This window comes from Galbibacter sp. L-19 (genome assembly GCF_056857615.1).
In genome coordinates this window covers 1-23,483 of sequence record NZ_JBSXNL010000071.1, presented here as the reverse complement: position 1 = coordinate 23,483, position 23,483 = coordinate 1, and the positions used below count along the sequence as shown (strand labels likewise).

The following is a 23,483-nucleotide window of genomic DNA, read 5'->3' as shown; positions in this document are numbered from 1 at the left end:
ATTACTTCGAGCTAGTTTAGCTTATAATTGAATGGTATTGCCTAGACGGGCTATTTTATAGCCTTTTTGGAGCACCTCTTTTGTTTGTTTACTTTCTGGATTTAATAGGGGATTGGTATGATTGAAATGGATAAAATGAATTTTCTTTTTTTCTGATACCTTTAAATCAGAAAAAAGAGACATACTTTCTATTACAAAGGGGTGTGGGATTTCGGAAATATCACGATTGTTAATTTCTTCAGCATCAAAAAAAGTAGCATCTAAAAAGGCATAATCTACTTGTTTTACTTTTTCAATGATGCTTTCTTCCCATTTTTCCCATTTGTCAATATCAGGAATAAATAAAACCGATTTTTCTGGACCAATAATGGTGTAACCAACCGTTTCGGAATATTCGTCTCTATGCGGAACTTTAAAAGGTATAATTTTAAGATTTGATGTAATTTCTAAGGTGTCTTTGTGGTTTAATGCTTTTAAAGCTATGTTTTTATTATTGACTAATTGATCCCAAGGACCATTAGTTTCTATAAACAACTTGAATTTTGGCATTACATAAACAGGTACATCGGAAGCGTTCATAGCTTCTTTTCCTAGAAACATCAAACCGCTGTAATGACCAATATGAGCATGGGTTAAGAAAATTCCATCAGGAAGTTCGCCAACTGTTTGAGCGTAATTTTTTAGATATTTTGTTTGTGTTATAATATCTGGGGAGGCTTCAAAAAGAAAAGTTTTATTATTTTCTTGATCGTAAATCCCCAACGAAGTTATTTTTCTGTTCCGATCTGGATTTTTAAATAAATTCTCACAACATTTTTTAGTACAACCAATTTGTGGAGACCCTGCATCCTGAACATTTCCTAAAACAATAAGAGAAACTTTTCCAGATATTTCTGGAATTCCAACAATACTTTTAGTATCTGCAGGGAACTCTTGTTTTTTTGTCTGACATGCAAACAAGCAAATAGATAAAAGTAATAGGAGAAGCTGTTTCATTAAGATGATGTTTCTTTAATTATTTATATTTAAATACTTTAATGTCCGAGTAAAAATACAAGACCACTTCGCTATAAGAACAAAGACTAAATATTAACTATCAAAAAATAAGCACTTTTAAAGAAACAACATTGCTAAAATCCTCTTTTTATTAATAGCAAGAAGTCTATTTTAAAACCTCATTTTGGACCTTGATATAAGTGGAGTTTAATAAATTCCGTAAACTTTTATCGGACAACAATAATTTAAATATAGTAAAATAGCTGATATTTTTTTAAAAAGTGAAATATTGGAATTTATCATCTAATTTATTTTTAGCTTAAAAATGGATTTTTTGTTAGATAAAAACATAATTCAAATTTTAAAAAGATACATAGTTGCCTTCCCGTAAAACATTTGTATTTTTGTTAGTCGATAAACAAAAGTTATACAAAAAACATTCTATGAACTCATATGATGTAGCCGTTATAGGCTCAGGACCCGGAGGTTATGTTGCAGCAATTCGTTGCGCACAATTGGGAATGAAAACAGCTATTATAGAAAAGTACAATACTTTAGGAGGAACTTGCCTTAACGTAGGTTGTATTCCTTCAAAAGCACTTTTAGATTCTTCTCACCATTATGACGATGCTATTAGTCATTTTAAAGAACACGGAATTGAAATTCCAGGGGAGGTAAAAGTTAATCTAGAGCAGATGATAGCTCGTAAGCAAGGAGTAGTAGACCAGACTACAAGCGGGATAGATTTCTTGATGAACAAAAATAAAATTGATGTTTACCACGGAATCGGAAGCTTTAAAGACGCTACTCATATTGAAATAAAAGGAGAAAAGAACGAAGAAATCGAAGCAAAGAAAACAATTATTGCTACGGGTTCTAAGCCATCTAGTCTTCCTTTTATTGAAATAGATAAAGAAAGAGTTATAACTTCTACAGAAGCATTAAAATTAAAAGAAATTCCTAAGCATCTTATTATTATTGGTGGCGGTGTAATTGGTTTAGAACTAGGTCAAGTATACAGTCGTTTAGGAGCGGATGTTTCTGTAATAGAATATATGGATAGAATTATTCCTACAATGGATGCTGGACTTTCTAAAGAGTTACAACGTTCTTTAAAGAAAAAAGGTATTAAATTCTTCACCTCTCATAAAGTAAAAGAAGTTACCAGAAAAGGAGAGCAAGTAGTTGTAAAAGCAGATGATAAGAAAGGGAAAGAGGTTTCTTTTGAAGGAGATTACTGCTTAGTTTCTGTAGGAAGACGTCCTTATACTGATGGATTAAATGCTGATAAAGCAGGCGTTAAATTAAACGATAGAGGACAAGTGGAAGTTAACGACCATTTGCAAACAAATGTTGAAAATATTTATGCAATTGGAGATGTAATTAAAGGAGCAATGTTGGCTCATAAAGCCGAAGAAGAAGGGGTTTTAGTGGCAGAAAGTATTGCAGGGCAAAAACCTCATATTGATTATAATTTAATTCCTGGAGTGGTTTATACATGGCCAGAAGTTGCTGCTGTTGGTAAAACAGAAGAGCAATTAAAAGAAGCCGGTGTAAAATACAAAGCAGGACAATTTCCAATGCGTGCTTTAGGAAGAGCTCGTGCAAGTATGGATATTGATGGATTTGTTAAAATCCTTGCAGATGCGGAAACAGATGAAGTTTTAGGAGTTCATATGATTGGTGCTCGTACGGCAGATTTAATTGCAGAGGCAGTTACTGCTATGGAATTTAGAGCTAGCGCTGAAGATATTTCACGTATGAGTCATGCACACCCTACGTATGCTGAAGCGGTAAAAGAAGCCGCTCTGGCTGCAACAGAAGATAGAGCTTTACACGTATAGTTGTAATAATATAACAGCAAGAGGCTGTCTAAAAAAGTATATAAACTCTAAATGCTTTCCTGAGCTTGTCGAAGGATTCTTTTGAGTGCTAGTTGTTTTAAACTTCGACAAGCTCAGTTTGACAACGAACAAGCTCAGTTTGACAACTATAAATTACTTTTTAGACAGCTTTTTGTTAATTAACTACTTCGAGGCAAGACCACTAGATATTCAAAGGAAATTAATTCAACTCATTTCGATGTAGAATCCTTCGGGGAATTAAACCCTCTAAGAGGGTTTAAAAACTAAGCTTTATGGATTTCAATGGTATAACTAGCCTTAAACTCTTTTTTTGGTGCTAAGCTAATAATACCTTCTTTTTGCTTCAAATTGCCATTTGTGTCTTCATGATCCGTAATTCCAAGCCAAGGTTCTATACATACAAAATTCCCATTGGGCTTCGCCCAAATTCCTACATAATCAAAATCAGAAAAAGAAACTGTAAGTACTTTCCCTTTAACTTGATGCGCTAAGCTAATTTTTTTAGACCTTAAATCTTTATATATGAGCGCGTCCTCTGTAAAAAGTTTATGGGAGAGCGGTAATAAATTTGTATGTATTAAGCTAGTAGCTGTTTTTCCATTTTGTAAACCATTATTATTAATTAAATGGCGAGAACTATTCTCTATTTTTTCGAATTGCAACACATAATCTTCATATTTTTCATCTTCTTGGAGCGGACATTTAAATGCAGGATGTCCTCCTAAAGAAAACAACATATTATTAGTTCCATGGTTTACTACTTTATGAGAGACGTTTAGATTTTTATCATCTAAAGAAAAACTTATAGAGAACTCAAATTTAAAAGGATAGTTTTTAAGGGTCTCTTGGTTATAAGTATACTCAAATGTAACACTATCTTCTTTATGATAAATAATATGTAGGGCGTTATTGTGCCTAATAAATCCATGTTTTGGAACACTATACTCTTTTCCTTCATAATAAAAAACAGCGTCTTTTAAAGCACCAATTATTGGAAAAAGTACTGGAGCAGAACTTCCCCAAATATCGGGGTTAGCTTGCCATATAAATTCCGGATTTTCATTGTTTTTAATACTGCAAAGCTCAGCGCCAGTTTTTGTGATTTCAATTTGAAGAAACTTGTTTTTTATAGCTACTTTTTCAGAATTTTTCATTGTAATACTGCAAATAATATTTTCTTCTTAAAAGTACAAATTCTAATTCACTATCTTAAAAAAGATTATTACCTTGTTATGAATATTGATCCTATAACTATTTTGTTTGATGAAAAAAATAATTGCATTTGCTGGAAGTAATTCTTCAAATTCTATTAATTATGAACTCGTAAAATATACAGTTTCTTTGATAGACGACCATGACATACAATTATTGAATATGGCTAATATGCCCTTTCCAATGTTTAGTGAAGACGATGAACGTGAGTTTGGTTATAAAAACTCATTAATAGAATTGAAGGAAGATATTTTGGAATCTGATGGCGTAATTATTAGTGTAAATGAACATAATAGTAATGTGTCGTCTTATTTTAAAAATCTAATCGATTGGCTTTCGCGTGTGGAGCGTAAATTTCTACTAGATAAACCAGTTTTTTTAATGGGGACATCACCAGGAACAAGGGGAGCTATCTCTGCAATAACAAATACAGAACAAACCTTACCAAGGTTTGGTGCAAAGATTGACAATGTGTTTTCTTTACCTCTTTTTAGTGAGAATTTTTCTATAAAGAAAGGAGTTATTATTAACGATGAATTAAAGCAAAAGCACTTAGAACACTTAAATAATTTTCTTAGTAAATTACCATAGCCTTATAACTAGTTCACTAGGGATTTAAGAGAAATTTGAGAACTTCCGACTTAATCTATATTCTCTTCTCTTTATTCTTGTTCACCCTTTTTCTTCCGACTTTTTCTTCTTCAATCTTTCAATATAAAGCAAAGTGTTCAGTAGGCAGTTTTTTCTTTATAACTTCTGATTTGAAGAGGTAAAGAGGCAAAGTTTTAAATTTGTGAATGTTCTAATTTGAAAATGTGGAAATGAAAAGAAGACCGAAGATTATGGTAAACTAAAGATTTTCAAAAGAATAAGGATACAAAATATATTTTCTCTACCTATTGAAAGTCTAACATAGTAATTCCAGTCTCAAGTGTATTTTATAGAAAAGTCTTCACATAAAAAATAAGAATTTCCACTAACAGAATCTCGTACTTATTTGACCTATTATTACAGTTTTATAATAATATAGCTATATCAACCCGAATCATATTTTTATATTTTTTATGGATAAATTTGTAATGAAGTAAAACAAATCAGTATAATTTTAAAACACTAAATAAGGATGCAAGAATTAGGTAGAAAGGGAACTGTAGTTTTTTATATTCATGCTATATTTCATTATAATTTTTTACTCCCTATAGGAAAATATGTCAATTGGAAATTAAAAAATGATTGGGATGACTACAACGAACTTTATCATGCTATACAGTATATTGAAAACATAAAAAAGCAAGAAAATATTTGGTTTGAAACGCACACAATGGAGAAAAACAATACTGTAATAGGCGTAGTATTAATTGTTGGAGGCGCTTTAGATCAAATAGAAGGAGAATTAATAAATTATCCAATTGATAAAACCCTACTTTTAAAGTATTTTCATGTGGTTGATAAAGGGAATGGTTACGGAACTTATTGGCTACATAATGTAATCCTACCTCTGTATAAGAATAGGGGGTTTGAATACCTTTTAGTAAGTAGTAGTCATCCCAAATCATTTAACTTTTATAGAAAATTGGGAAAAGAAGTAAAAACTGCGGTAAAAAAAAGTGATAATGGATTTTTTCAACGAATAGTGAAGTCATTTTGTATACTACTTAAATAAGGATTTTTTAATTGTAAAGAATGAAAGAAAATAAACATGAATTCAATAATTATAGAATAGCAGTACCAAGGAGCTATGAGGAGGTATTTACACATTTTTATTATGCTGAAAACAATTCGAATAAACGTATTACAAAAACATTATTACCATCGTATCAAACCATACTAATTTTCAATTTTAAAGAAAAGCCATCTTTCCGTACCCAACAAAACACACGGATTGAAGTTGATAAATTTCTTGTTATTGGTCCTGTAAAAAAGGCCTTTGATTACACACTCCCTCCAAATACAGAAATACTGATTGTTAACTTTAAAGATGATGCTTTTTATCGGTTTTTTAGGTATTCCGCTATTTCAGAACATTTACCTATCCAACCAGAAGCTATTGTACATGGGGACTGCTTCCATATTTTGTGGCATCAACTTAGTAAAATGGATGATATAAACGCCAGAGTTAATCACATTCTTAAATTCAGTGAACCTTATCTAATGAAACGAAATAAAATTGCTAAAGAATTAGCTAATTTTGAAAATCAATCTATAAGTTCAATAAAGTCAGTAGCCAAGGAATATGGGCAAACCCCACGTAATATACAACTACAACATAAAAAACACTTTGGTTATTCCGCCAAAGAATTGATACGCTATAAAAGGTTTTTAAAAGCCACTGAATTTATCCAAGGGGTAGCTTCCAATACTTCAAAAATTGATTGGTTTGAAATAGTTAATCAATGTGGTTATTATGACCAGAGTCAACTTATTCGTGATTTTAAATATTATATCCATCTTACCCCCACAGAATACATTAAATTTCAACAAGATATTTGCAATCCAATATCCTGATTTCGTTTTCCTACAATTCTAGCCTGTTGCTAGAATTTACATTTGCTTCATCAAATTATAAAATAAAAACAGATGAAACATTTGATTATTTATTGTCACCCAAATACCAAAAGTTTAAACAGTACATTAAAAGATTATGTTGTAGAATATCTTCAAGAAAACAATAACGAAGTATACGTTAGGGATTTGTATGCTTTAAATTTCAATCCAGTACTGTCATTTGATGATTTGGCTGGACAACTACAAGGAGTCGTAGCTGCTGATGTAAAGCAAGAACAAGATTTTATTACCTGGGCGGATTGTATTACCATTATTCACCCCATTTGGTGGACTGGTTTACCCGCTATCATGAAAGGGTATATTGACCGAGTTTTTAGCTATGGTTTTGCTTACCGTTATGATGCAGGCGTCCAAAAAGGGTTGCTAACTGGTAAGAAAGTAGTTATTATAAATACACACGGAAAGTCACATAGGGAATATCAAAGTTTAGGGATGGACAAAGCGCTCTCTTTAACATCTGACACCGGAATATACACTTATAGCGGCTTAGAAATTATAAAACATTTTTTCTTTGATCAAGCTGACAAGGTAACTACAGAGCGTGTAGCGATGTGGAAACAAGAAACTAAAAAGGCATTTTTATGATGGTATATGTTTTCAAAACTTCAGTAACTACCCAGAGATTAGTAAATCAATTAACACCAAACATTAACAAAATTTGTAAAAATGCTAAGTGGAATTTTGATTTAGAAGACTGTGACAACATTTTTCGGATGGAAACTATTCAACCAAAAGATGAAAATTTAATCCCGAAAATAATCTCGTTTTCATACAATTTTAGGTTCTAATGAGCCTTTACATTTGCTTCATCAAATTATTGAATATAAATTAATCTGTTATTTAATTGTTGCAAACGTTAATATCCTTAAAATCTAACAGATTTTATTAGAAATATTCATATTAAACACTAAATAATCTCTAACACTAATTTTTTAAAAAAAGCATTTATGGAAATCTTGATTCAAATTGAAGAACTAACAATGTTCTTTATGTCCATCTATTTATTTTCACTTTTAAATTTTAAATGGTGGTGGTTTCCTGCCTTATTAATGTTGCCAGATTTGGGAATGTTAGGGTACTTGGTTAACGATGCCTTTGGTGCAGTTACCTACAATTTAGTTCATTTTAGAGGGATCGCTGTACTGTTTATTACCTATGGATTAGTAAAAGGAAATCGAAAATTCATGCTCGTTGGGATTATTCTGTTTGCTCATGCTACTATGGACAGAGCAATTGGAACAGGACTTAAATACCTTGATGGTTTTTGGCATACAACACTAAGTACAGAATCATTTTTATAATTAGAATCATAAAAGTATGGACGCTATATAGGGTTTATAAAAATTAAAGGATTTTAATATTTGACATATTCAAATAGATAATTCAAGAATTAAACTTGGGCAAATTAATCATGAGTCATGGATAAAACATTTTCTACTCTTTAATATAAAATCATGAACCTTTGAACTACATCATACAACAAATAGAAGTTTTAATTCATTTATTGCTATAAAAAAAAAGTATGATTTCTAGCTCTTTAGAATTAAAAAAAATGATACAAATACTCTTTACTATTTTAGTTAGTTTTATTAATATTAATACTGTTTTATCAAAGAATGCTAATTATGAAATATACGCTATAAAATTTGCAGAAGTAGGTTCCACACAACCATTATCCGGAATGGTTTTAAACGCTCCAGCGTCTGAACAATTGAAACCAATTTTTATGTATTGGCTACTTAAAGGTAATAATGGAAAAAACATAATAGTGGATACTGGGTTTTTGGGAGATATTGAACAAGTAAAAACATTTGGTATTATAAATTATGTTCGCCCAGATTTAATGCTTCAAGAGTTAGGTTTAAAAGCATCAGATATTACAGATATTATTGTAACGCATCCTCATTGGGGCCATGTAGGAGGAGTTAGCCTATATCCTAATGCAAATGTTTGGATTCAAAAAAAGGATTATTATTACTTTGTAACAGATGCTTGGCAAAAAAATGGCAGAGGAGGCTTTAATAAGGAAGATGTTCTAAAACTTATGAAGTTAAATATTGAAGGTAAATTATTTTTTATAGATGGAGATGATAAGGTTATCCTTCCAAATATTAAAGTTTTTACTGGATCCAGGCATACATTTGAATCACAATATGTGATGGTGGAAAATGATAAGAATAATATAATAATTGCTTCAGACAATGTGTTTACTTACTATAATTTAAATAATCTTATGTCTGCACCTAACCATGCTACCTTTGACATCATTGCATACGTGAAAGAAATGGAAAGAATGAAAACATTTGTAAAAGATATTTTATTTATTATACCAGGGCATGATGATTTATTTTTTTCTAAATTTCCTAAAATAAGTAATCATATTGTTAGAATTGATTGAAATTTTAAACAGTGTAACTATTAATATTTTTTGTGAGTTACCGATATATGTTTTTTTGTACCATCTTCAAACTTTATGAGTAGTCAATGAATGCTTCTAATGTCATTTTAATTTTCCTTGTTTTTTTCTTTTATGAATTAAAATTCCTCTGATAAAAAGCATACTTGTTTTGCACTCCTAGTTGATGTTAACTAAATGTTAATTAGAAACTTTCTGATTTTACCTTTTGTTGATATTCGAAGCTAGGGGTTTTTTCATCTTTCAAGCTCTTTATAATAAACGCATGAAGGTAAATGGAAAACCTAACGGAAAAAGATAAAAAGTGTATTCGGTACTTAGCCAATGAAATGTCTAAAGAAGACCGTTCTGTCTTTGAAATCGAACTATCCATTGATGATGAATTGAAATCATTATATAGTTATTATAAAAAAATTTGGATGTTTTATCCTAATAAAAGCTTAGAGTTACATCCAGAAATTAGTCAGCAAAAAATTCAAGGAAAGATTCGTGAGAAGGTATTTGTTAAACGAAACATCATCCTTGTTATTCTATTTATTTTTCTAATGCTATCGGGGGTTTCAGCTCTATTATTTTCAGATACTATTAAGTATACCAACGTAAAAATAGCAGATAAAGGAGAACGCTTACACTTTTATTTACCAGATAGTAGCAGCGTTATTTTAAATGCGGGTGCTACCTTAAAGTACAATCAGAAATTTTCAAATCCTAGATCGGTTTTTTTGAATGGGGAGGCCTTTTTTGAGGTCACCAAAGATAAGAATAATCCGTTCATCGTACACACTGCTGAAGTTGATGTAGAGGTTGTAGGTACTAGTTTTGGTGTGTTGGCTTCTGCTGAAAAGCAAACAATTTCCTTAGAAACTGGCAAAGTAAATGTATTACTCAAGCGGACTAAAGATAGGGTCAACTTGCTGCCCGAAGAACAATTAATCTGGAATGTATCTTCCAATGAGGTTATAAAAAGAAATTTTAAACCACAGAAGTTCTTAGCTTGGAAGGAAAATACATTGCTTTTAGATAATCTTCCCTTTTCAGAAGCAATTCATAAAATAAATGAATTCTATGGAGTTCATTTTTCTATTGATGAGGATCGATTAAAAACACAAAGAATAACAGGTGCCTTTAAGGATCAAAGTTTAGAAGATTTTATAGCTTCATTAGAATTTATAACAAATGTAAAAGTAATTAAGCATACTGCTAAAACATTCTCAATACAAGCTTCCGATGAAAATTAGATATAGTAAAGGAGTAGCCATAGATAATCAAACTCATGATCGTGAACATTTTTGTAAAATTTCTAAAGGAGAGTATGCTTCCTTAGAGGTTATATTCGATAAATATTATGATGATCTCTGCCGTTTTGGATTAAGCTATGAGAGTAATATAGCCATTGTTGAAGAGAAAATATCGGATGTTTTTATTCTACTATGGAATAAACGGAAACAACTAAAAAAAATTGAAAAACCAAAATCTTATATATATGTAATAGCAAAACACAGTCTTTTAAAGAAAACCAAAATTAGCCAATTGCACTACTCACTAGATGGAAGTTACAGTCAAGATGTTCCATTTTCCCCAAGTATAGAGGATGAAATGATAGATCAGGAACAAGAAGAAATTAACACACAATTAATCCAGTCTATTTTAGGGAGGATACCACAAAAATCTCGAAGAGTTTTCGAGTTAAGTAGGATAGATGGATTTAAATATAAGGATATTTCAGAAATATTAGACCTGTCTCCTCGTACAGTGGAAAATCATATTGCTTTAGCAATGAAACATATTCGCTTAGAACTAGAAGTATTGCGTAAGAAAAACAGAAAATAACTTCCGTTAAAACTACAAATTATCAATCTAAAATAATGAAAAACAAAATTTTACTTTTCTCTTTGTTGGTACTTTCCATAATGTATGGAGTTAAGGCAGGGAATAATAATCAGAATACTTTCAATAAGATTGAAATCTCTGAAAAAATTAATTTAAACCTTAAAAACTCTTCTATTGAAAGAGTATTTGAACTGATTGAAGCACAGTCTAAAAGACGATTTATTTACAGATCAGACCAGCATTTTCTTAAAGAAAATATCAGTATAAATATAAATAATGCTAATATAAAAGAAACCCTTACTGAACTTGAGAAACTCACAAGCTTAGAATTCAAAATAGCAGGAGATGGGATATTGGTTAAAGAAATAGTAAATACCAATAGCACCCAGCAACAACGTAAAATTAGTGGAACGATAAGAGACAATAGTGGGACACCAGTTCCAGGAGCTAATGTTTTTGTAGCTGGGACCAATATAGGTACTCCAACAGATTTTGATGGAAACTTCGTGTTAAATGTCCCTATAGATACCGAAACGATAAGCGTGACTTTTATGGGCTTTAAAAGAGCTGACATAGACATTGTCGGAAAAACAGAAATTTCAATTTCTTTAGAAGAAGACACTAATATGTTGGAACAAATTGTAGTCGTAGGATATGGAACGGAAAAGCGTGAAAATATTACAGCTGCTATTTCAACAGTAGATCCAGAAGAAATAAAGTCGTTACCAAAGGCGAATGTTGCAGAAATGCTTCAAGGGAGAATGCCTGGAGTACAAGTAATGAGCGATAACCGCCCAGGGGGAGGAACATCCATTCGTGTAAGAGGTTTTAGTACCATTAATAATAATGATCCTCTTGTGGTTATAGATGGGGTGCCTACTTCAAATGGGTTGAGTAGTATTAATCCACAGGATATTGAGAGCATACAGGTGCTTAAAGATGCAGCTTCTTCTTCTATTTATGGTTCTAGAGCAGCAAATGGAGTAGTGGTTATTACTACTAAAAAAGGAGCGAGAAAAGATTCTTTTGTTGTAAATTTTGATGGGTATGCTGGGCTTCAAACAGCTATTAACTTACCTAGAATGTTGAATGCGCAGCAATATGGAGATTTGTTATGGCAGGCATATAAAAATGACGGGCAAACTCCAGCGCATGATATTTATGGAAACAATCCTAATCAAGCGCAAATCCCTGAATGGCTTAATACAGAACAAACATTACCTAGCAGTGATGTGGATTGGGTAGCTGAAATTATGCAGCCAGCATTTATTCAAAACTACAATGTCTCAATTCAAAAGGGATCAGAAAAAGGACAACATTCATTTTCTCTTGGATACTATGATCAAGAAGGTGTTGTTAAACATACTGGTTTTTCAAGATATTCAGCTCGTTTTAATTCAAATTATAAGGTAACAGATTGGCTCACCATAGGAGAAAATTTCACAGGGTCTTATACAGAAGAAGTGTCTGTTGGAACGAATAGCTCTTTGGGAAGTATTATTTATGATTCTTTTCAATTTCCATCAATTGTTCCTGTAAAAGACTTAAATGGGGAGTTTGGAGGAAATCCAATAAATGATGTGGGAAACCCATTAGGGAATTTATATCGTGCTAAGGATAACAAGCGTAAAAATGTTCGCGCTTTTGGAAATGCTTTTGCTGCACTTAATTTTGGAGATTTCACCTTTAAATCATCCTTTGGTTTGGACTATAATAATTTTAATTACCGCGGTTTTTCGCCAGTTTATGATGAAATTCTATCTCAAAATACCATTAATAGTTTAAGTACTCAGAATAGTTATAATTATCAATTCACTTTCACGAACACATTAAATTATGCCAAGTCCTTTGGAAACCATAATCTGGATGTATTGTTAGGTCAAGAAGCAATTGAGTATTATAATGAAAACTTCTCTGCCTCAAGACAGAATTTTCTGTATGAAGATTTAAATTTTAGGTATTTGAGTTTTGGTACTGAAAATCAGTTAAATGCTGGTAATGCAGGTGAATGGAAACTTAATTCGTATTTCGGACGAGTAAATTATAATTTTGATGAAAAATACCTTCTCACCGCTACAGTTAGAAGAGACGGAACCTCCCGTTTAGCAAATAATAATTGGGGAACTTTTCCTGCATTCTCTGCAGGCTGGAGAGTAGATAAAGAAAATTTCTTCGATTTTGGAAATGGATTTACAAATATGATGATTCGTGCAAGTTGGGGACAAACAGGGAATCAACAAGTACCTTCTTACTCTACAGTGGATAGCTATAGCAATAATAACAATTATAGTGACTATGCTATCGATGGTGGACAGAATTCTGTGTCAACTGGGCTGGCACAAACAAGAGTTCCTAATGCAGATCTTCAATGGGAAACTACTACGCAGACTTCCCTGGGAGTAGATTTAGGTTTTTTCAATAATAAATTGAGTATAACTGCAGAAGTTTATAAAAAGGTAACAGACGACATTTTAGTATACAATGCAGTGCCATTAACCTTTGGAGGAACAAATGATGGACAGTGGATTAATGATGGGAGTATGGAGAATAAAGGGTATGAACTTAATTTTAAATTTAGAGACCAAAAAGGAGACTTTGGTTATGACTTAGGTTTAAATGTAACAGGTTATAAGAATGAATTAAAGGAACTTTATAGCGTAGCTTATTTAGGAATTCCAAGTTCTTCATTACACAGTGTAAACTTTGATCAGGAAATTTCAAGAAGTACAGTGGGGGAGCCAATAGCATCTTTTTTTGGTTATCAGGCAGCAGGTTTATTTAGAAGCCAACAAGAAGTAGATGCATACGGTTTACAGCCTGATGCACAACCTGGAGATATTAAGTTTGAAGATGTAAATAATGACGGTGTCATTGATGATAAAGACAGAACTTTTATTGGTTCTCCACACCCAGATGTAGTTATTGGTTTTAATGTGAATCTTAATTATAAAAATTTTGACTTAGGCATGTTCTTTAATGCAAGTATTGGGAATGACCTTTACAATCTTACCAAATACAAAACACAATTTTTTAATCAATCTGCCTATAACAAAGATTCTTCGTTACTTGGTGCATGGACACCAGCTAATCCTGATGCTGACATTCCAAGACTTAGCCTTGATGATCCAAATAATAATATACGTCCTTCTTCATATTATGTTGAAGATGGGTCTTATTTAAAACTCAATAACTTGCAAGTTGGTTATACCATTCCAGCATCCGTATTAGGAGATTTAAATCTAAGGGTTTATGCACAAGCTAGTAATGTCTTTACCATTACCGATTATAGTGGAATGACTCCAGAGATAGGACTTCAAAACTATTCAAGTAGTAGTAGGAATTTAGATATTGGTGTGGATCGTGGTATCTACCCACCATCCAGAACTTTTGTATTTGGATTTAACCTGAAATTTTAAAAAAAATAATGATGAAATTTAAAGCATATATAGCAAAAATTATGGTTGTTTCAACAATCGTAATAAGTAGTACTTCTTGTTCGAATGATTATTTAGAAGAAGTAACTTACGGGGAGGTTTCTCCAGATGAAATGACTAAGCCAGCAAATGTTGAACGCGCAATTATTTCAGCATATAGCGTTCTAAATGGGCAATTTGATGGAGCAAGTAATGCCTATAATTCTCCAGCGTCTAATTGGAGCTTTGGTGATGTGGTATCGGATGATGCCTACAAGGGAGGTGGTGGAACCGGGGATCAAAATAATATTCACCAAATGGAAATATTTAACACCTTACCTACCACTATTGATGTAGAACGTAAATGGATGGCATTATACGAAGGTGTTAAAAGAGTTAATGAAGCAATGCGTTTGCTGGCTGCTTCTGAAAATTTTGATACAAACTTAAAAGCACAAAGAAAAGCTGAATTGCAATTCTTACGGGGACATTTTTATTTTGAGTTGAAAAAAATATATAATCATATTCCCTATATTGATGAAACTGCTGAAACCGTAAATGATTATGCGAAATCAAACACAGAATTTACCTCTGAAGAGTTATGGGGGAAAATAGAAGCTGATTTTCAGGCGGCGTACAATGTGTTACCTGTTACTCAAGAAGATGCAGGGCGACCTACTAAAATTGCAGCGAAAGCATATTTAGCTAAAACATATCTATTTCAAGAAAAGTGGCAAATGGCATTTGATGCCACCACGGAAGTTGTTAATAGTAATTACGGGTTGATGGATGATTTTCAAGAACTATTTTTACCTGAGAACGATAACAATAAGGAAATAATTTTTGCAGTGCAACATTCTATAAATGATGGGCAACCAAGTAATTATAATGGAAGTATTGGTGATCGATTGTTAGCTCCCGGAGGGCCTTTTTATTCACAGTATGGTTTTCACAGACCTTCACAAAATCTGGTTAATGCCTATAAGGTAACAGCAAATGGACTTCCTGCCAACAGTAATGAAAATCTAAAAGAAACCGATCTTGTAGATCCAAGAATAGATATTACTATAGGTAGACCAGGAGTTCCTTATAAAGATTTAGGTGTTTTATACGAAGCTAATTGGGCAAGAGATTTGGCTACTTATGGAGAGTTTAGTCCGAAGAAAAGAATTGTTTCAGCCAATTCATCATTTCATTTAGAAGTATGGCCTTATGTTAGTGCTTTAAATTATTACATCCTAAGGTATGGGGAAGTTTTATTATGGAGAGCAGAAGCTGCGGTTGAGATTGGTCAGTTAGAAGTAGCACGTACATTAATCAATCAGATAAGAAATCGTGCAAAGAATACTGCATATGTTAAAACCCTAGATGGGAGTGCCAATGCTGCCAATTATAGTATTGAGTTGTATAATTCCGTATGGAGTAACCAGGAGCAAGCCAGAGAAGCAGTTCGTATGGAATCTAGATTAGAATTAGCCCTTGAAGGACATCGCTTTTTTAACTTAGTTAGATGGAAAAAGGCAGATGAGATTATCTCTAAATATCTTGAAGTAGAGAAAACTAGAAGAACCCATCTATCTAACGCCAGTTTTATAGAAGGGAAAAATGAATATTGGCCAATTCCACAAGCATATATTGATGGAGTAGATGCTGGTTTAGTAACCCAAAATAATGGGTATTAGTTTGATTTAATTATTGCAGGGGTGGTAACACTCCTGCAATTTTACTTTATCTATGTAGAAATTTGCTGCTTTATCAATAAAGAAATAATTATCAAAAACAAACCTGGAGCTAATCTTTGAGGTACTGATAGCCATATTTTCGGTATTTTAACTACCTTCTAAATCAAATATTGTAGATGTAATGTTCAATATCTTTTGTAACTAGGATTAATTTTAACTTGTTACAAGAATAACTATCTTTAATAAATTTCATTCAGGTTAGCGTATAGCTAGCACGGGAGTTTTAAACTGAAAGCAAAACAAAGCAATCAATTGGAACTGTTTTAAGGATGCCTACGTTTTGGAAATTCTATTAGTTTTTACCTGAACTTCGTTTTGAATGTTTGTTATTGCTTTTTAAATGGTTTTCAATACTCCTGAATCTGCTCTTAAAGAAGCTCCATTTGTAGCAATGGATAGAGGGCTTGCTAAATAAGCTACTAAACTTGCTATTTCGCTTGGATCAATGAATCGCTGCAATAAAATGTGTGGATTGGTCTGTTGTACAATTGCATTTTTCATTTGTTCTAATTCTAGGTTTTGTGTTTCTGCAATTTGCGCTACTGTTGCTGCAACGCCATCGGAATAGGTTGGTCCTCCCAAAATAGTATTGACCGTAATCTCCGTTCCTTTTGTTAATTTAGAAAGTCCATTTGCAATGGCAGCCATAGCCGCTTTTGACATTCCATAATGGATCATATTTTCAGGAACATTTACACCTGATTCGCTACTGATAAAAATGATTCGTCCCCAATTATTGTTTTGCATTTGCGGTAATAATTTTCGAGATAAACGAACAGCACTCATTACGTTTATCTCAAAATATCTGTACCAATCTTGATCGTTTATGTTTTTAAATTCTTCAATTTCAAAGATTCCGACATTGTTTATCAAAATAGCTATATCAGTTAATTGATTAAGTAAGTTTTCAACTTCTTCTTTCTTTGAAAAATCTGCTGAAATTGCCGAAACCTGAGTATTAGGAAATTGTTTTTGTAGTTTTTCTTTCGCCTGTTCTGTCTTTGATTTTTGTCGTCCATTAATTGTCACAGAAGCTCCCTCTTCTAATAATTGTTGTGCAATAGCAAAACCAATGCCTTGTGTTGAGCCACTAATAAATGCTCTTTTTCCTTTTAATTTTAAATCCATTTTATTTTTGTAATGATTATTAAATAAATAATTAAATTTTTTTAATTGATTAGCTGTAGTTGTAATTCAATTTGTTGTTTTAAAATTTCTTTATCCGGATAAATTCTTCGTAATGTATTAATTCCACACCAAAGGGTAATTAAATGCTTTCCTAAAGTAGGTGCTGGTATTTTTGATTTGATGTTTCCCTTTTTCTGTGCTGCAAGAATAGTTGTGGTGTAAAGTTTTTCAGTTTCTTTTAAAATTTCTATTGCTTCATTTTCTAGTTCTTCATCTATAAAAGTCATCTCAACTATTGTATTTGCAACAATACATCCTTTCAAGTGAGATTTTTTTGATGCAGTGGCCACACTTATGAAAAACGATTTAATTAATTCAATAGGAGTGTCGCTATTGGCTAGTTTGATTTTGAAACCTTCTAAATCTTCTTTGCGTTGTTGAAGCGATTTTTTGAAAAGCTCTTTTTTTCCTCCTTTAAAGGTGTTGTATAAACTACCTGCACCTGCACCTGTCGCAGTACTTAGATCCGACAAGGACGTGGCGTTATATCCTTTTTCCCAAAATAGTTCTTGTGCTTTGAGCACCATTTCCTTGTCTTTAAAGACTATTGGCCTTCCTTTCATTTATTTTTGTAATATTCGATACAAAAATAGAAAAAATAAAACTGAAACCAATGATTTCAGCTATTATTTGGGTCAATATTACCGTTAAGGGCGCTGGTTATGGCAAGTTCGGAATTTTGAAGTCGCTTTCTTGTTTGTCTGACGTAAATTTGTTTAGTGATAATTTCATAAATTTCGAGCACTTTTCCAGCATTTGCTATAAGCAATGTTACCTGCTGGCTTTTTAACTTATTTCGGATAATTTTAAGACTCGATTATCAACAAGTATTTCAGGGTCAATCTTTCTTTTCTTTTGTGTTATTTTTTCGTTTTCTATCTTCAAACTATTGATTTCGCTTATCATTTTTTTTAGATTAACGGAGCGGTTTATTTTGTCTATTAAATAGAAATCGTCTTGGTAAAAATCCTCCTCTTGAATAATTCCTTTTGTTAGACAATCTTTTACAATCTTCTTCATTAAGATATTCACCCCTTTGTTTTGTTTCCCCCCAAAATATTCAGCTACTAAAAATTCATATTTTGATTGAAACCACTTTGCGTGCTCTTCAGAAATCAAGACAATTCTATTATCAACTATTTTCAGCCCACTTAGAAACCATAAAATTTCTTTCCTCGTAATCTTTCCAATTTGAAATAAGTCTCTTAAAGTATAATCTATTCTATCGGCTGATAAATTGGGTAGGGGATATTCTAAAATCTGATAGTTTTCAATTTCAATGAATTTATTAATATCTAGTTGATATTTTTTGAGAACAGCGTTTAGTTCGTTATCTCTTAAGACTTCTTCAAACCTTTTTTCGTGATAATCTTCTTCTTCGATTTCCAATACGTAATCTATTAAATGAGAGAATGCTGTATGCGAAATATCGTGAATTAATCCAGCTATTTGCTCTTCACTACTGCCCCTTAATTTTTTTATGAGTAACATCACTCCGATTGAATGTTCAAATCTCGTATGGTTTATTTCCGGATTGACTAAAAAAATTGCTCCTCCTTGATGGATTCCCTTTAATCTTTGAAATACTCTTGTATTAATCAATTCTTCAATTACTCCTGTGATTTCAAATTCTCCGTAAATTTTATCTATGTATTTCATTTATATTTTAGCTTTCAGGTAATTTGTTGTATAAAATATAAAAATAATATTATCCCTGTCATTTATTAGGGATGACATAACATTTTTCATTCTTAGTAGACTCGTAGGGCAGACTGAATAAACAATTCTGGAGCAATGACAAAGTGTTCTTCTCCAGTTTAGTAGGAAAAGTTTACGCAATGGAAAGGAGAAATTTGGGATGGTGTCCAAGACTTATTTACGGAAGCGCTACCGTCTGAAAATGTAACTTTTCTCGGAATTTAGGAGAATGAGGTGCTTACGTTACTTAGTTTTATCATATGCAATAGAGAAGACCATTTTCTGTCTACTACTATGATTTTATATTATCAGTTTAATTAAAAACGATTTATATTCCAATGGTAATTTATTAGTTTGATTTATGACAGTTTGTTCCGACCATTCCACTATTAATTAAAATACACAGGCAAAAATTAGTACAATTAATGCCTGTGCAAATTCATTACTTTATTTTTTTGCGAAGGTGGTGTAGCCACCATCAACCAATAATTCTGTTCCCAAGATAAAACTTGCCTCATCTGAAGCTAAGAACAATACCGCCTTTGCAATTTCATGAGGATTCCCTAGTCTTTGTAGAGCTGTTGCCGAAGCCAAATGGCCTTTTGCTTCTTTAGTAGGAACTACACTGTCAAGACCTTCTGTTTGAACAGGGCCAGGACTCACAATATTTACCCTAATCTTTCTGTCAGCCAACTCGTTTGCTGCAATTTGGGCAATCTTATTAAGTGCCCCTTTAGTGGCAGCATAGACACTTGATCCCAAATTGGCTGCTGTTGCTACGGTTGATGATGTAAATAATATAGCTCCTCCGTCTTTAATGTGAGGAAGTAATTTTTGCAATGTAAAGAAACTTCCTTTTACATTGGTGTTGAATTGGGCATCAAAATCTTCTTCTGTTACTTGTTCAATGGAGTCGAATACAGCTGTTCCCGCGTTTATGAAAAGAACGTCTATTTTAATTCCACTTTCTGAAACTGCTTTTTCTAATACTGTAATCCCGGTTAAATTTGAAGTATCTGAAACTACTGTATTCAATCGTTGGCTGTTTATTTTTGCAGCTGCTTTTTGAAGATTTTCTGCACTTCTTCCTGTGATCCATACATTTGCACCTTTTTCTATAAAGGCTTTTGCCGTTGCAAACCCTATACCTGTACTTCCACCAGTAATTACTACATTTTTATTTTCGAAATTCATTTTATAATTATTTATAGTTTGGATACAAACTTAGAACAGTTTTATTTATTTTTGTTATTAAGTAACAAAAAGTAACAGTAACCTTAAAGTAACAAAGTAACTTATGATGGAGTGCGAAGAATTCAAACCAGATCAACATAAAAAAGAAATGATGGCCGTTCAAGACACTATGGATGTGCTACGGGGAAAGTGGAAAATAACGATCCTATCATCTATTTGTTTTTACAATAAAAGAAGATTCTCAGATATTCTAAACGATGTACATGGCATATCCAATAAAATGTTAAGTAAAGAGTTAAAGGAGCTTGAAATCAATCAGTTAATCACGCGTACAGTTATAGATACACATCCTGTAACTATTCATTACCAACTTACCGAGCACGGAAAAACATTACGAACAATTATAGATAATTTGACAGAATGGGGAAAAAGGCACAGAAGGAAAATAATTGGTAGCTAAGTTTTTTCCTCTAGACTATAATTATCTATGTTGTTTTTTTAGCTCATCCTCCATTTTAAGTGCAGGGTAGTTTATTCAGGTCAGCGTATAGCTAGCACTTGAACTTTAAACTGAGAATCTACTGTAATTATTGGTCTTCAATTGAATTCTCAAATAGTTGCAAACCTCTGTTGGAAAGCGAGTTCTTCATTCTTATAAAAACAGTAGGGTATAGGGCATATTTTATCGGTATCTTTATTTTAACCAAACTTCTATAAGCATAGTTTTTCTTAATTAATTCCTCAGGAAGCAGTGTAATTCCTAAACCATTTTCCACTGACCGAATAATGCTATCAAGTGAATCCATCTCCATAATCTTTAAATTTATCAGACCCATTTCAGTAAGTAACTCTTCTAAAAGGTTACGGTAGGAACATCCTTTACTGAAAACAATTAATTTAATAGGTTTATTACTTTTTTTTAAAAGATCAATACTGCCATATAATGGCGTAGAGACAATACACATCTTCTCCATAATAATAGGTTTCACTATTAGGTCTGAATGCTTCACCCTTCCTGCAACAAAGGCACCATCAAGTTTGAACGAAATCACTTTCTTTATTAATTCATCCGTTGTTCCTGTTTTCAGAATAAAATCCATCTCTGGATATTTAGACACAAATCTTTGAAGAATGTCTGGTGCTCTAAATGCTGCAACAGACTGTAGGGCTCCAATTTTTAATTGCCCTGTAACCACCCCATTTTTGTTGACTGAATTCTTATAATCACTTAAAATATTTATAATTTCCTTAGCTGCTTTTAAGAACTGTATTCCTTCTTCTGTCAACTTTATTACCCTAGTTGTTCTGGTTAAGAGTGTCACTCCCAATTGTTCTTCTAAATATTTTATTCTCGCTGATACGTTAGATTGAACAGTATTATTTATGGCTGCGGATTTAGTTATACTTTCATACTCTGCCACTGCTATAAATATTTTTAAGTCATTAATATTCATTTTATCAATATTATTATTCGTTTTTAATGATAAATATATATCATTATATATCGTTTTTACATATGTAAAAATACAAATAGTTTTGCATTGTTTAAAATGAATTGTTATGAATAAAGAATTGAAAAAGAAATACCCTATTGGTTATTCTTTTACCGGTCTAGCCGCGCTATTAGTTGGGATAGGTATTGGTAGGTTTGGCTATCCACCGCTCATCCCCGAAATAATTAATCAAAAATGGTTCACCATTGCACAGGCAGATTACCTAGGAGCTGCTAACTTAACAGGCTATATTATAGGTTCCATGATTGCAACACTATTGAATAGGTATATTCCTTCGGTTACATTAATACGGGTAATGCTATTATTTACAGCAATAACATTTCTTGGATGTTCTTTTCAACTCTCATTTCTCTTGTACTTTACACTAAGAGTTATTGCAGGTATTACTGGCGGTGTTTTAATGGTTCTCACAGCTCCCACTCTTTTTAAATATACATCAAACGATAAAAAGGGACTGGTAGGAGGATTAGTTTTCTCTGGAGTTGGAATAGGTATTGCCTTGTCAGGAACAATCATCCCGCTACTTGTAGATAAAGGCTTGTCAATAACATGGTTTGCTTATGTAATAACAGCTATAGTTTTGATATCGGTTACTTGGAACGGGTGGCCTAATGGAAGTAATGAAAAGCATAAGATCACATCCTTAACTTATGGTTCAGGTAGTAGGGTTTGGAATAAAACCATCATCTTACTGATAGTTTCTTATGCTTCTAATGCAGTAGGGTTTGTTCCACATACGGTCTTTTGGGTAGATTTTATCAGTAGAGGGTTAAAATTAGGAATAGGGAAGGGGACACAATTGTGGGTGCTTTTAGGGATCGCTGCCGCGCTCGGACCCTTATTAACAGGGTACATCGCAGATAAAATTGGTTTTGCAAAAAGTATAAGGATAAGTTTGCTGATCAAGGCTATTGGCGTTATTTTACCATTAATGTCTACCTCCATATGGAGCCTTGCTGCATCCAGTGTTTTTGTGGGTAGTTTAGCTTTAGGAATAAGCTCTCTAGCCGCAGGTAGAACTGGAGAATTGGTCTCACAAAGTCACCAGAAAAAAGTATGGAGTTATATGACAGTAACCTATTCTGTAGCTCATGCCCTAACTGCATATGTATTAACCTACCTTTTCTCCAGGTATGGGTCTTATACAATGCTTTTTACAATTGGATCCATCTCATTAATTATTGGAAGTATTGCGGATTATTGGAGTTCCAAGTCAGTACGGCAGTAGCACTAGTATTGTGATAAAACCATCATTTATTCTTGGGCGTAATTCTTCTATGAGATAATTACAAGTTCAAATCTATATCATTAGGACTTAAGGTGTAATAGTGATACTATAGAAAAAAGTTTGCCCTCAAATGAAAAATAATTTTTCTATTTATATTACATCATCAATTTAAAAAAAAGTAACATGAAAGATTTAATTTCAAAGATCGAAGCCGAATTCGAATCATTTCAAAAAGATGCAAACTCGCAACTAGAAAGTGGAAATAAAGCAGCTGGAACTAGAGCTTACAAAGCTTTTTAAAGAGTTTAGAAAAGTGTCCGTTGAAGAAGGAAAAAATAGGTAAACAAAAAGGCAGACTAATTGGTGTTAGTCTGCCTTATCATGATCGCTATTATAGTAATAGCAAAAGAGAGCGTTTATGTGTTTATAGTTGAGAATTATCTACTATTACTGTATCAGGTGCATTTGATTTAACAGAAGTGATTCCAGTTTCCATAGCCGAAGTACTCGAATACATCTCACTAGTGCCAATTACTTGACCATTACTCGATTTTAAATTAAAAAACGGACTTCCATCTTTGGCGGTATTCCGTTCAAACATTGCATCATCTTGAGCATTTTT

General features: G+C 32.5%; 22 protein-coding genes. 14 read left to right on the top strand and 8 right to left on the bottom strand.

Translation table 11 applies throughout. The annotated features are described in order from the left end of the window. Positions 1 to 21 precede the first annotated feature (21 nt). Positions 22 to 996, bottom strand: a complete 975-nt coding sequence (locus AC13CQ_RS15970; RefSeq protein ID WP_008615126.1) for an MBL fold metallo-hydrolase — start codon at positions 994 to 996, stop codon at positions 22 to 24. Positions 997 to 1,439: 443 nt separating this feature from the next. On the opposite strand from AC13CQ_RS15970, the gene lpdA reads away from it, so the two are divergent. After that, positions 1,440 to 2,840 carry a dihydrolipoyl dehydrogenase gene (gene lpdA, locus AC13CQ_RS15965; protein ID WP_040879794.1) on the top strand — a complete coding sequence of 467 codons (1,401 nt, stop codon included), beginning with the start codon at positions 1,440 to 1,442 and terminating at the stop codon, positions 2,838 to 2,840. 284 nt (positions 2,841 to 3,124) lie between these two features. Here lpdA and AC13CQ_RS15960 read toward each other — a convergent pair whose 3' ends face one another. Continuing rightward, the gene (locus tag AC13CQ_RS15960; protein WP_008615122.1) at positions 3,125 to 4,015 is read right to left on the bottom strand and encodes an aldose 1-epimerase family protein; all 891 of its coding nucleotides are present in this window, start codon (positions 4,013 to 4,015) and stop codon (positions 3,125 to 3,127) included. Positions 4,016 to 4,124: 109 nt separating this feature from the next. Here AC13CQ_RS15960 and AC13CQ_RS15955 point away from each other — a divergent pair, with 109 nt between their 5' ends. The 10 genes from AC13CQ_RS15955 (at position 4,125) to AC13CQ_RS15910 (ending at position 15,979) form a co-directional block, all read left to right on the top strand. Beyond that, a complete protein-coding gene (locus AC13CQ_RS15955; protein WP_008615120.1) occupies positions 4,125 to 4,664 on the top strand; it encodes an NADPH-dependent FMN reductase in 540 nt (179 codons plus the stop codon). Positions 4,665 to 5,196: 532 nt separating this feature from the next. Then, complete coding sequence (locus AC13CQ_RS15950; RefSeq protein ID WP_008615119.1) at positions 5,197 to 5,736, top strand: hypothetical protein; 540 nt, start codon at positions 5,197 to 5,199, stop codon at positions 5,734 to 5,736. Between the two features lie 20 nt (positions 5,737 to 5,756). After that, entirely contained in the window at positions 5,757 to 6,578 is an 822-nt protein-coding gene (locus tag AC13CQ_RS15945; RefSeq protein ID WP_008615118.1) for a helix-turn-helix domain-containing protein, read from the top strand. Positions 6,579 to 6,650: 72 nt separating this feature from the next. Beyond that, positions 6,651 to 7,223: an NAD(P)H-dependent oxidoreductase gene (locus AC13CQ_RS15940; RefSeq protein WP_008615117.1), complete on the top strand. Its 573-nt coding sequence runs from the start codon at positions 6,651 to 6,653 to the stop codon at positions 7,221 to 7,223. 362 nt (positions 7,224 to 7,585) lie between these two features. Further along, the gene (locus tag AC13CQ_RS15935; RefSeq protein WP_008615115.1) at positions 7,586 to 7,939 is read left to right on the top strand and encodes a DUF4260 domain-containing protein; all 354 of its coding nucleotides are present in this window, start codon (positions 7,586 to 7,588) and stop codon (positions 7,937 to 7,939) included. Between the two features lie 251 nt (positions 7,940 to 8,190). Next, positions 8,191 to 9,036: an MBL fold metallo-hydrolase gene (locus AC13CQ_RS15930; protein ID WP_157136696.1), complete on the top strand. Its 846-nt coding sequence runs from the start codon at positions 8,191 to 8,193 to the stop codon at positions 9,034 to 9,036. A gap of 293 nt (positions 9,037 to 9,329) precedes the next feature. Next, complete coding sequence (locus tag AC13CQ_RS15925) at positions 9,330 to 10,292, top strand: FecR family protein (RefSeq protein ID WP_008615112.1); 963 nt, start codon at positions 9,330 to 9,332, stop codon at positions 10,290 to 10,292. Continuing rightward, positions 10,282 to 10,884, top strand: a complete 603-nt coding sequence (locus AC13CQ_RS15920) for an RNA polymerase sigma factor (RefSeq protein ID WP_008615111.1) — start codon at positions 10,282 to 10,284, stop codon at positions 10,882 to 10,884. The genes AC13CQ_RS15925 and AC13CQ_RS15920 overlap by 11 nt, the downstream gene beginning before the upstream one ends. A gap of 35 nt (positions 10,885 to 10,919) precedes the next feature. Beyond that, positions 10,920 to 14,300 (top strand): SusC/RagA family TonB-linked outer membrane protein, encoded by a 3,381-nt coding sequence (locus AC13CQ_RS15915; RefSeq protein WP_008615110.1) that lies wholly within the window; start codon positions 10,920 to 10,922, stop codon positions 14,298 to 14,300. A gap of 11 nt (positions 14,301 to 14,311) precedes the next feature. Further along, entirely contained in the window at positions 14,312 to 15,979 is a 1,668-nt protein-coding gene (locus AC13CQ_RS15910) for a RagB/SusD family nutrient uptake outer membrane protein (RefSeq protein ID WP_040880157.1), read from the top strand. A 396-nt stretch (positions 15,980 to 16,375) separates the two neighbouring features. On the opposite strand, the gene AC13CQ_RS15905 is transcribed toward AC13CQ_RS15910, so the two are convergent. The 4 genes from AC13CQ_RS15905 to AC13CQ_RS15890 all read right to left on the bottom strand — a co-directional run bounded on the left by AC13CQ_RS15905 (position 16,376) and on the right by AC13CQ_RS15890 (position 20,119). Beyond that, complete coding sequence (locus AC13CQ_RS15905) at positions 16,376 to 17,167, bottom strand: SDR family NAD(P)-dependent oxidoreductase (RefSeq protein ID WP_008615108.1); 792 nt, start codon at positions 17,165 to 17,167, stop codon at positions 16,376 to 16,378. A gap of 41 nt (positions 17,168 to 17,208) precedes the next feature. Continuing rightward, a complete protein-coding gene (locus AC13CQ_RS15900) occupies positions 17,209 to 17,754 on the bottom strand; it encodes a TetR/AcrR family transcriptional regulator (protein WP_482882973.1) in 546 nt (181 codons plus the stop codon). A 259-nt stretch (positions 17,755 to 18,013) separates the two neighbouring features. After that, a complete protein-coding gene (locus tag AC13CQ_RS15895) occupies positions 18,014 to 18,886 on the bottom strand; it encodes an HD domain-containing protein (protein WP_008615106.1) in 873 nt (290 codons plus the stop codon). Between the two features lie 486 nt (positions 18,887 to 19,372). Further along, positions 19,373 to 20,119: an SDR family NAD(P)-dependent oxidoreductase gene (locus AC13CQ_RS15890; protein WP_008615105.1), complete on the bottom strand. Its 747-nt coding sequence runs from the start codon at positions 20,117 to 20,119 to the stop codon at positions 19,373 to 19,375. A gap of 103 nt (positions 20,120 to 20,222) precedes the next feature. Between AC13CQ_RS15890 and AC13CQ_RS15885 the strand changes: the two genes are divergently transcribed. Next, a complete protein-coding gene (locus AC13CQ_RS15885) occupies positions 20,223 to 20,579 on the top strand; it encodes a winged helix-turn-helix transcriptional regulator (RefSeq protein ID WP_008615102.1) in 357 nt (118 codons plus the stop codon). A 127-nt stretch (positions 20,580 to 20,706) separates the two neighbouring features. On the opposite strand, the gene AC13CQ_RS15880 is transcribed toward AC13CQ_RS15885, so the two are convergent. Next, complete coding sequence (locus AC13CQ_RS15880) at positions 20,707 to 21,573, bottom strand: LysR family transcriptional regulator (protein WP_008615099.1); 867 nt, start codon at positions 21,571 to 21,573, stop codon at positions 20,707 to 20,709. 106 nt (positions 21,574 to 21,679) lie between these two features. On the opposite strand from AC13CQ_RS15880, the gene AC13CQ_RS15875 reads away from it, so the two are divergent. Both AC13CQ_RS15875 and AC13CQ_RS15870 read left to right on the top strand, forming a co-directional pair. Continuing rightward, positions 21,680 to 22,861, top strand: coding sequence for a YbfB/YjiJ family MFS transporter (locus tag AC13CQ_RS15875; RefSeq protein WP_008615098.1), 1,182 nt, complete (start codon positions 21,680 to 21,682; stop codon positions 22,859 to 22,861). A 183-nt stretch (positions 22,862 to 23,044) separates the two neighbouring features. Beyond that, positions 23,045 to 23,161, top strand: coding sequence for a hypothetical protein (locus tag AC13CQ_RS15870; RefSeq protein WP_008615097.1), 117 nt, complete (start codon positions 23,045 to 23,047; stop codon positions 23,159 to 23,161). 124 nt (positions 23,162 to 23,285) lie between these two features. Here the strand turns inward: AC13CQ_RS15870 and AC13CQ_RS15865 are convergent. Next, positions 23,286 to 23,483: YegP family protein (locus tag AC13CQ_RS15865; protein ID WP_482882972.1), on the bottom strand; the 198-nt coding region annotated here is incomplete at its 5' end.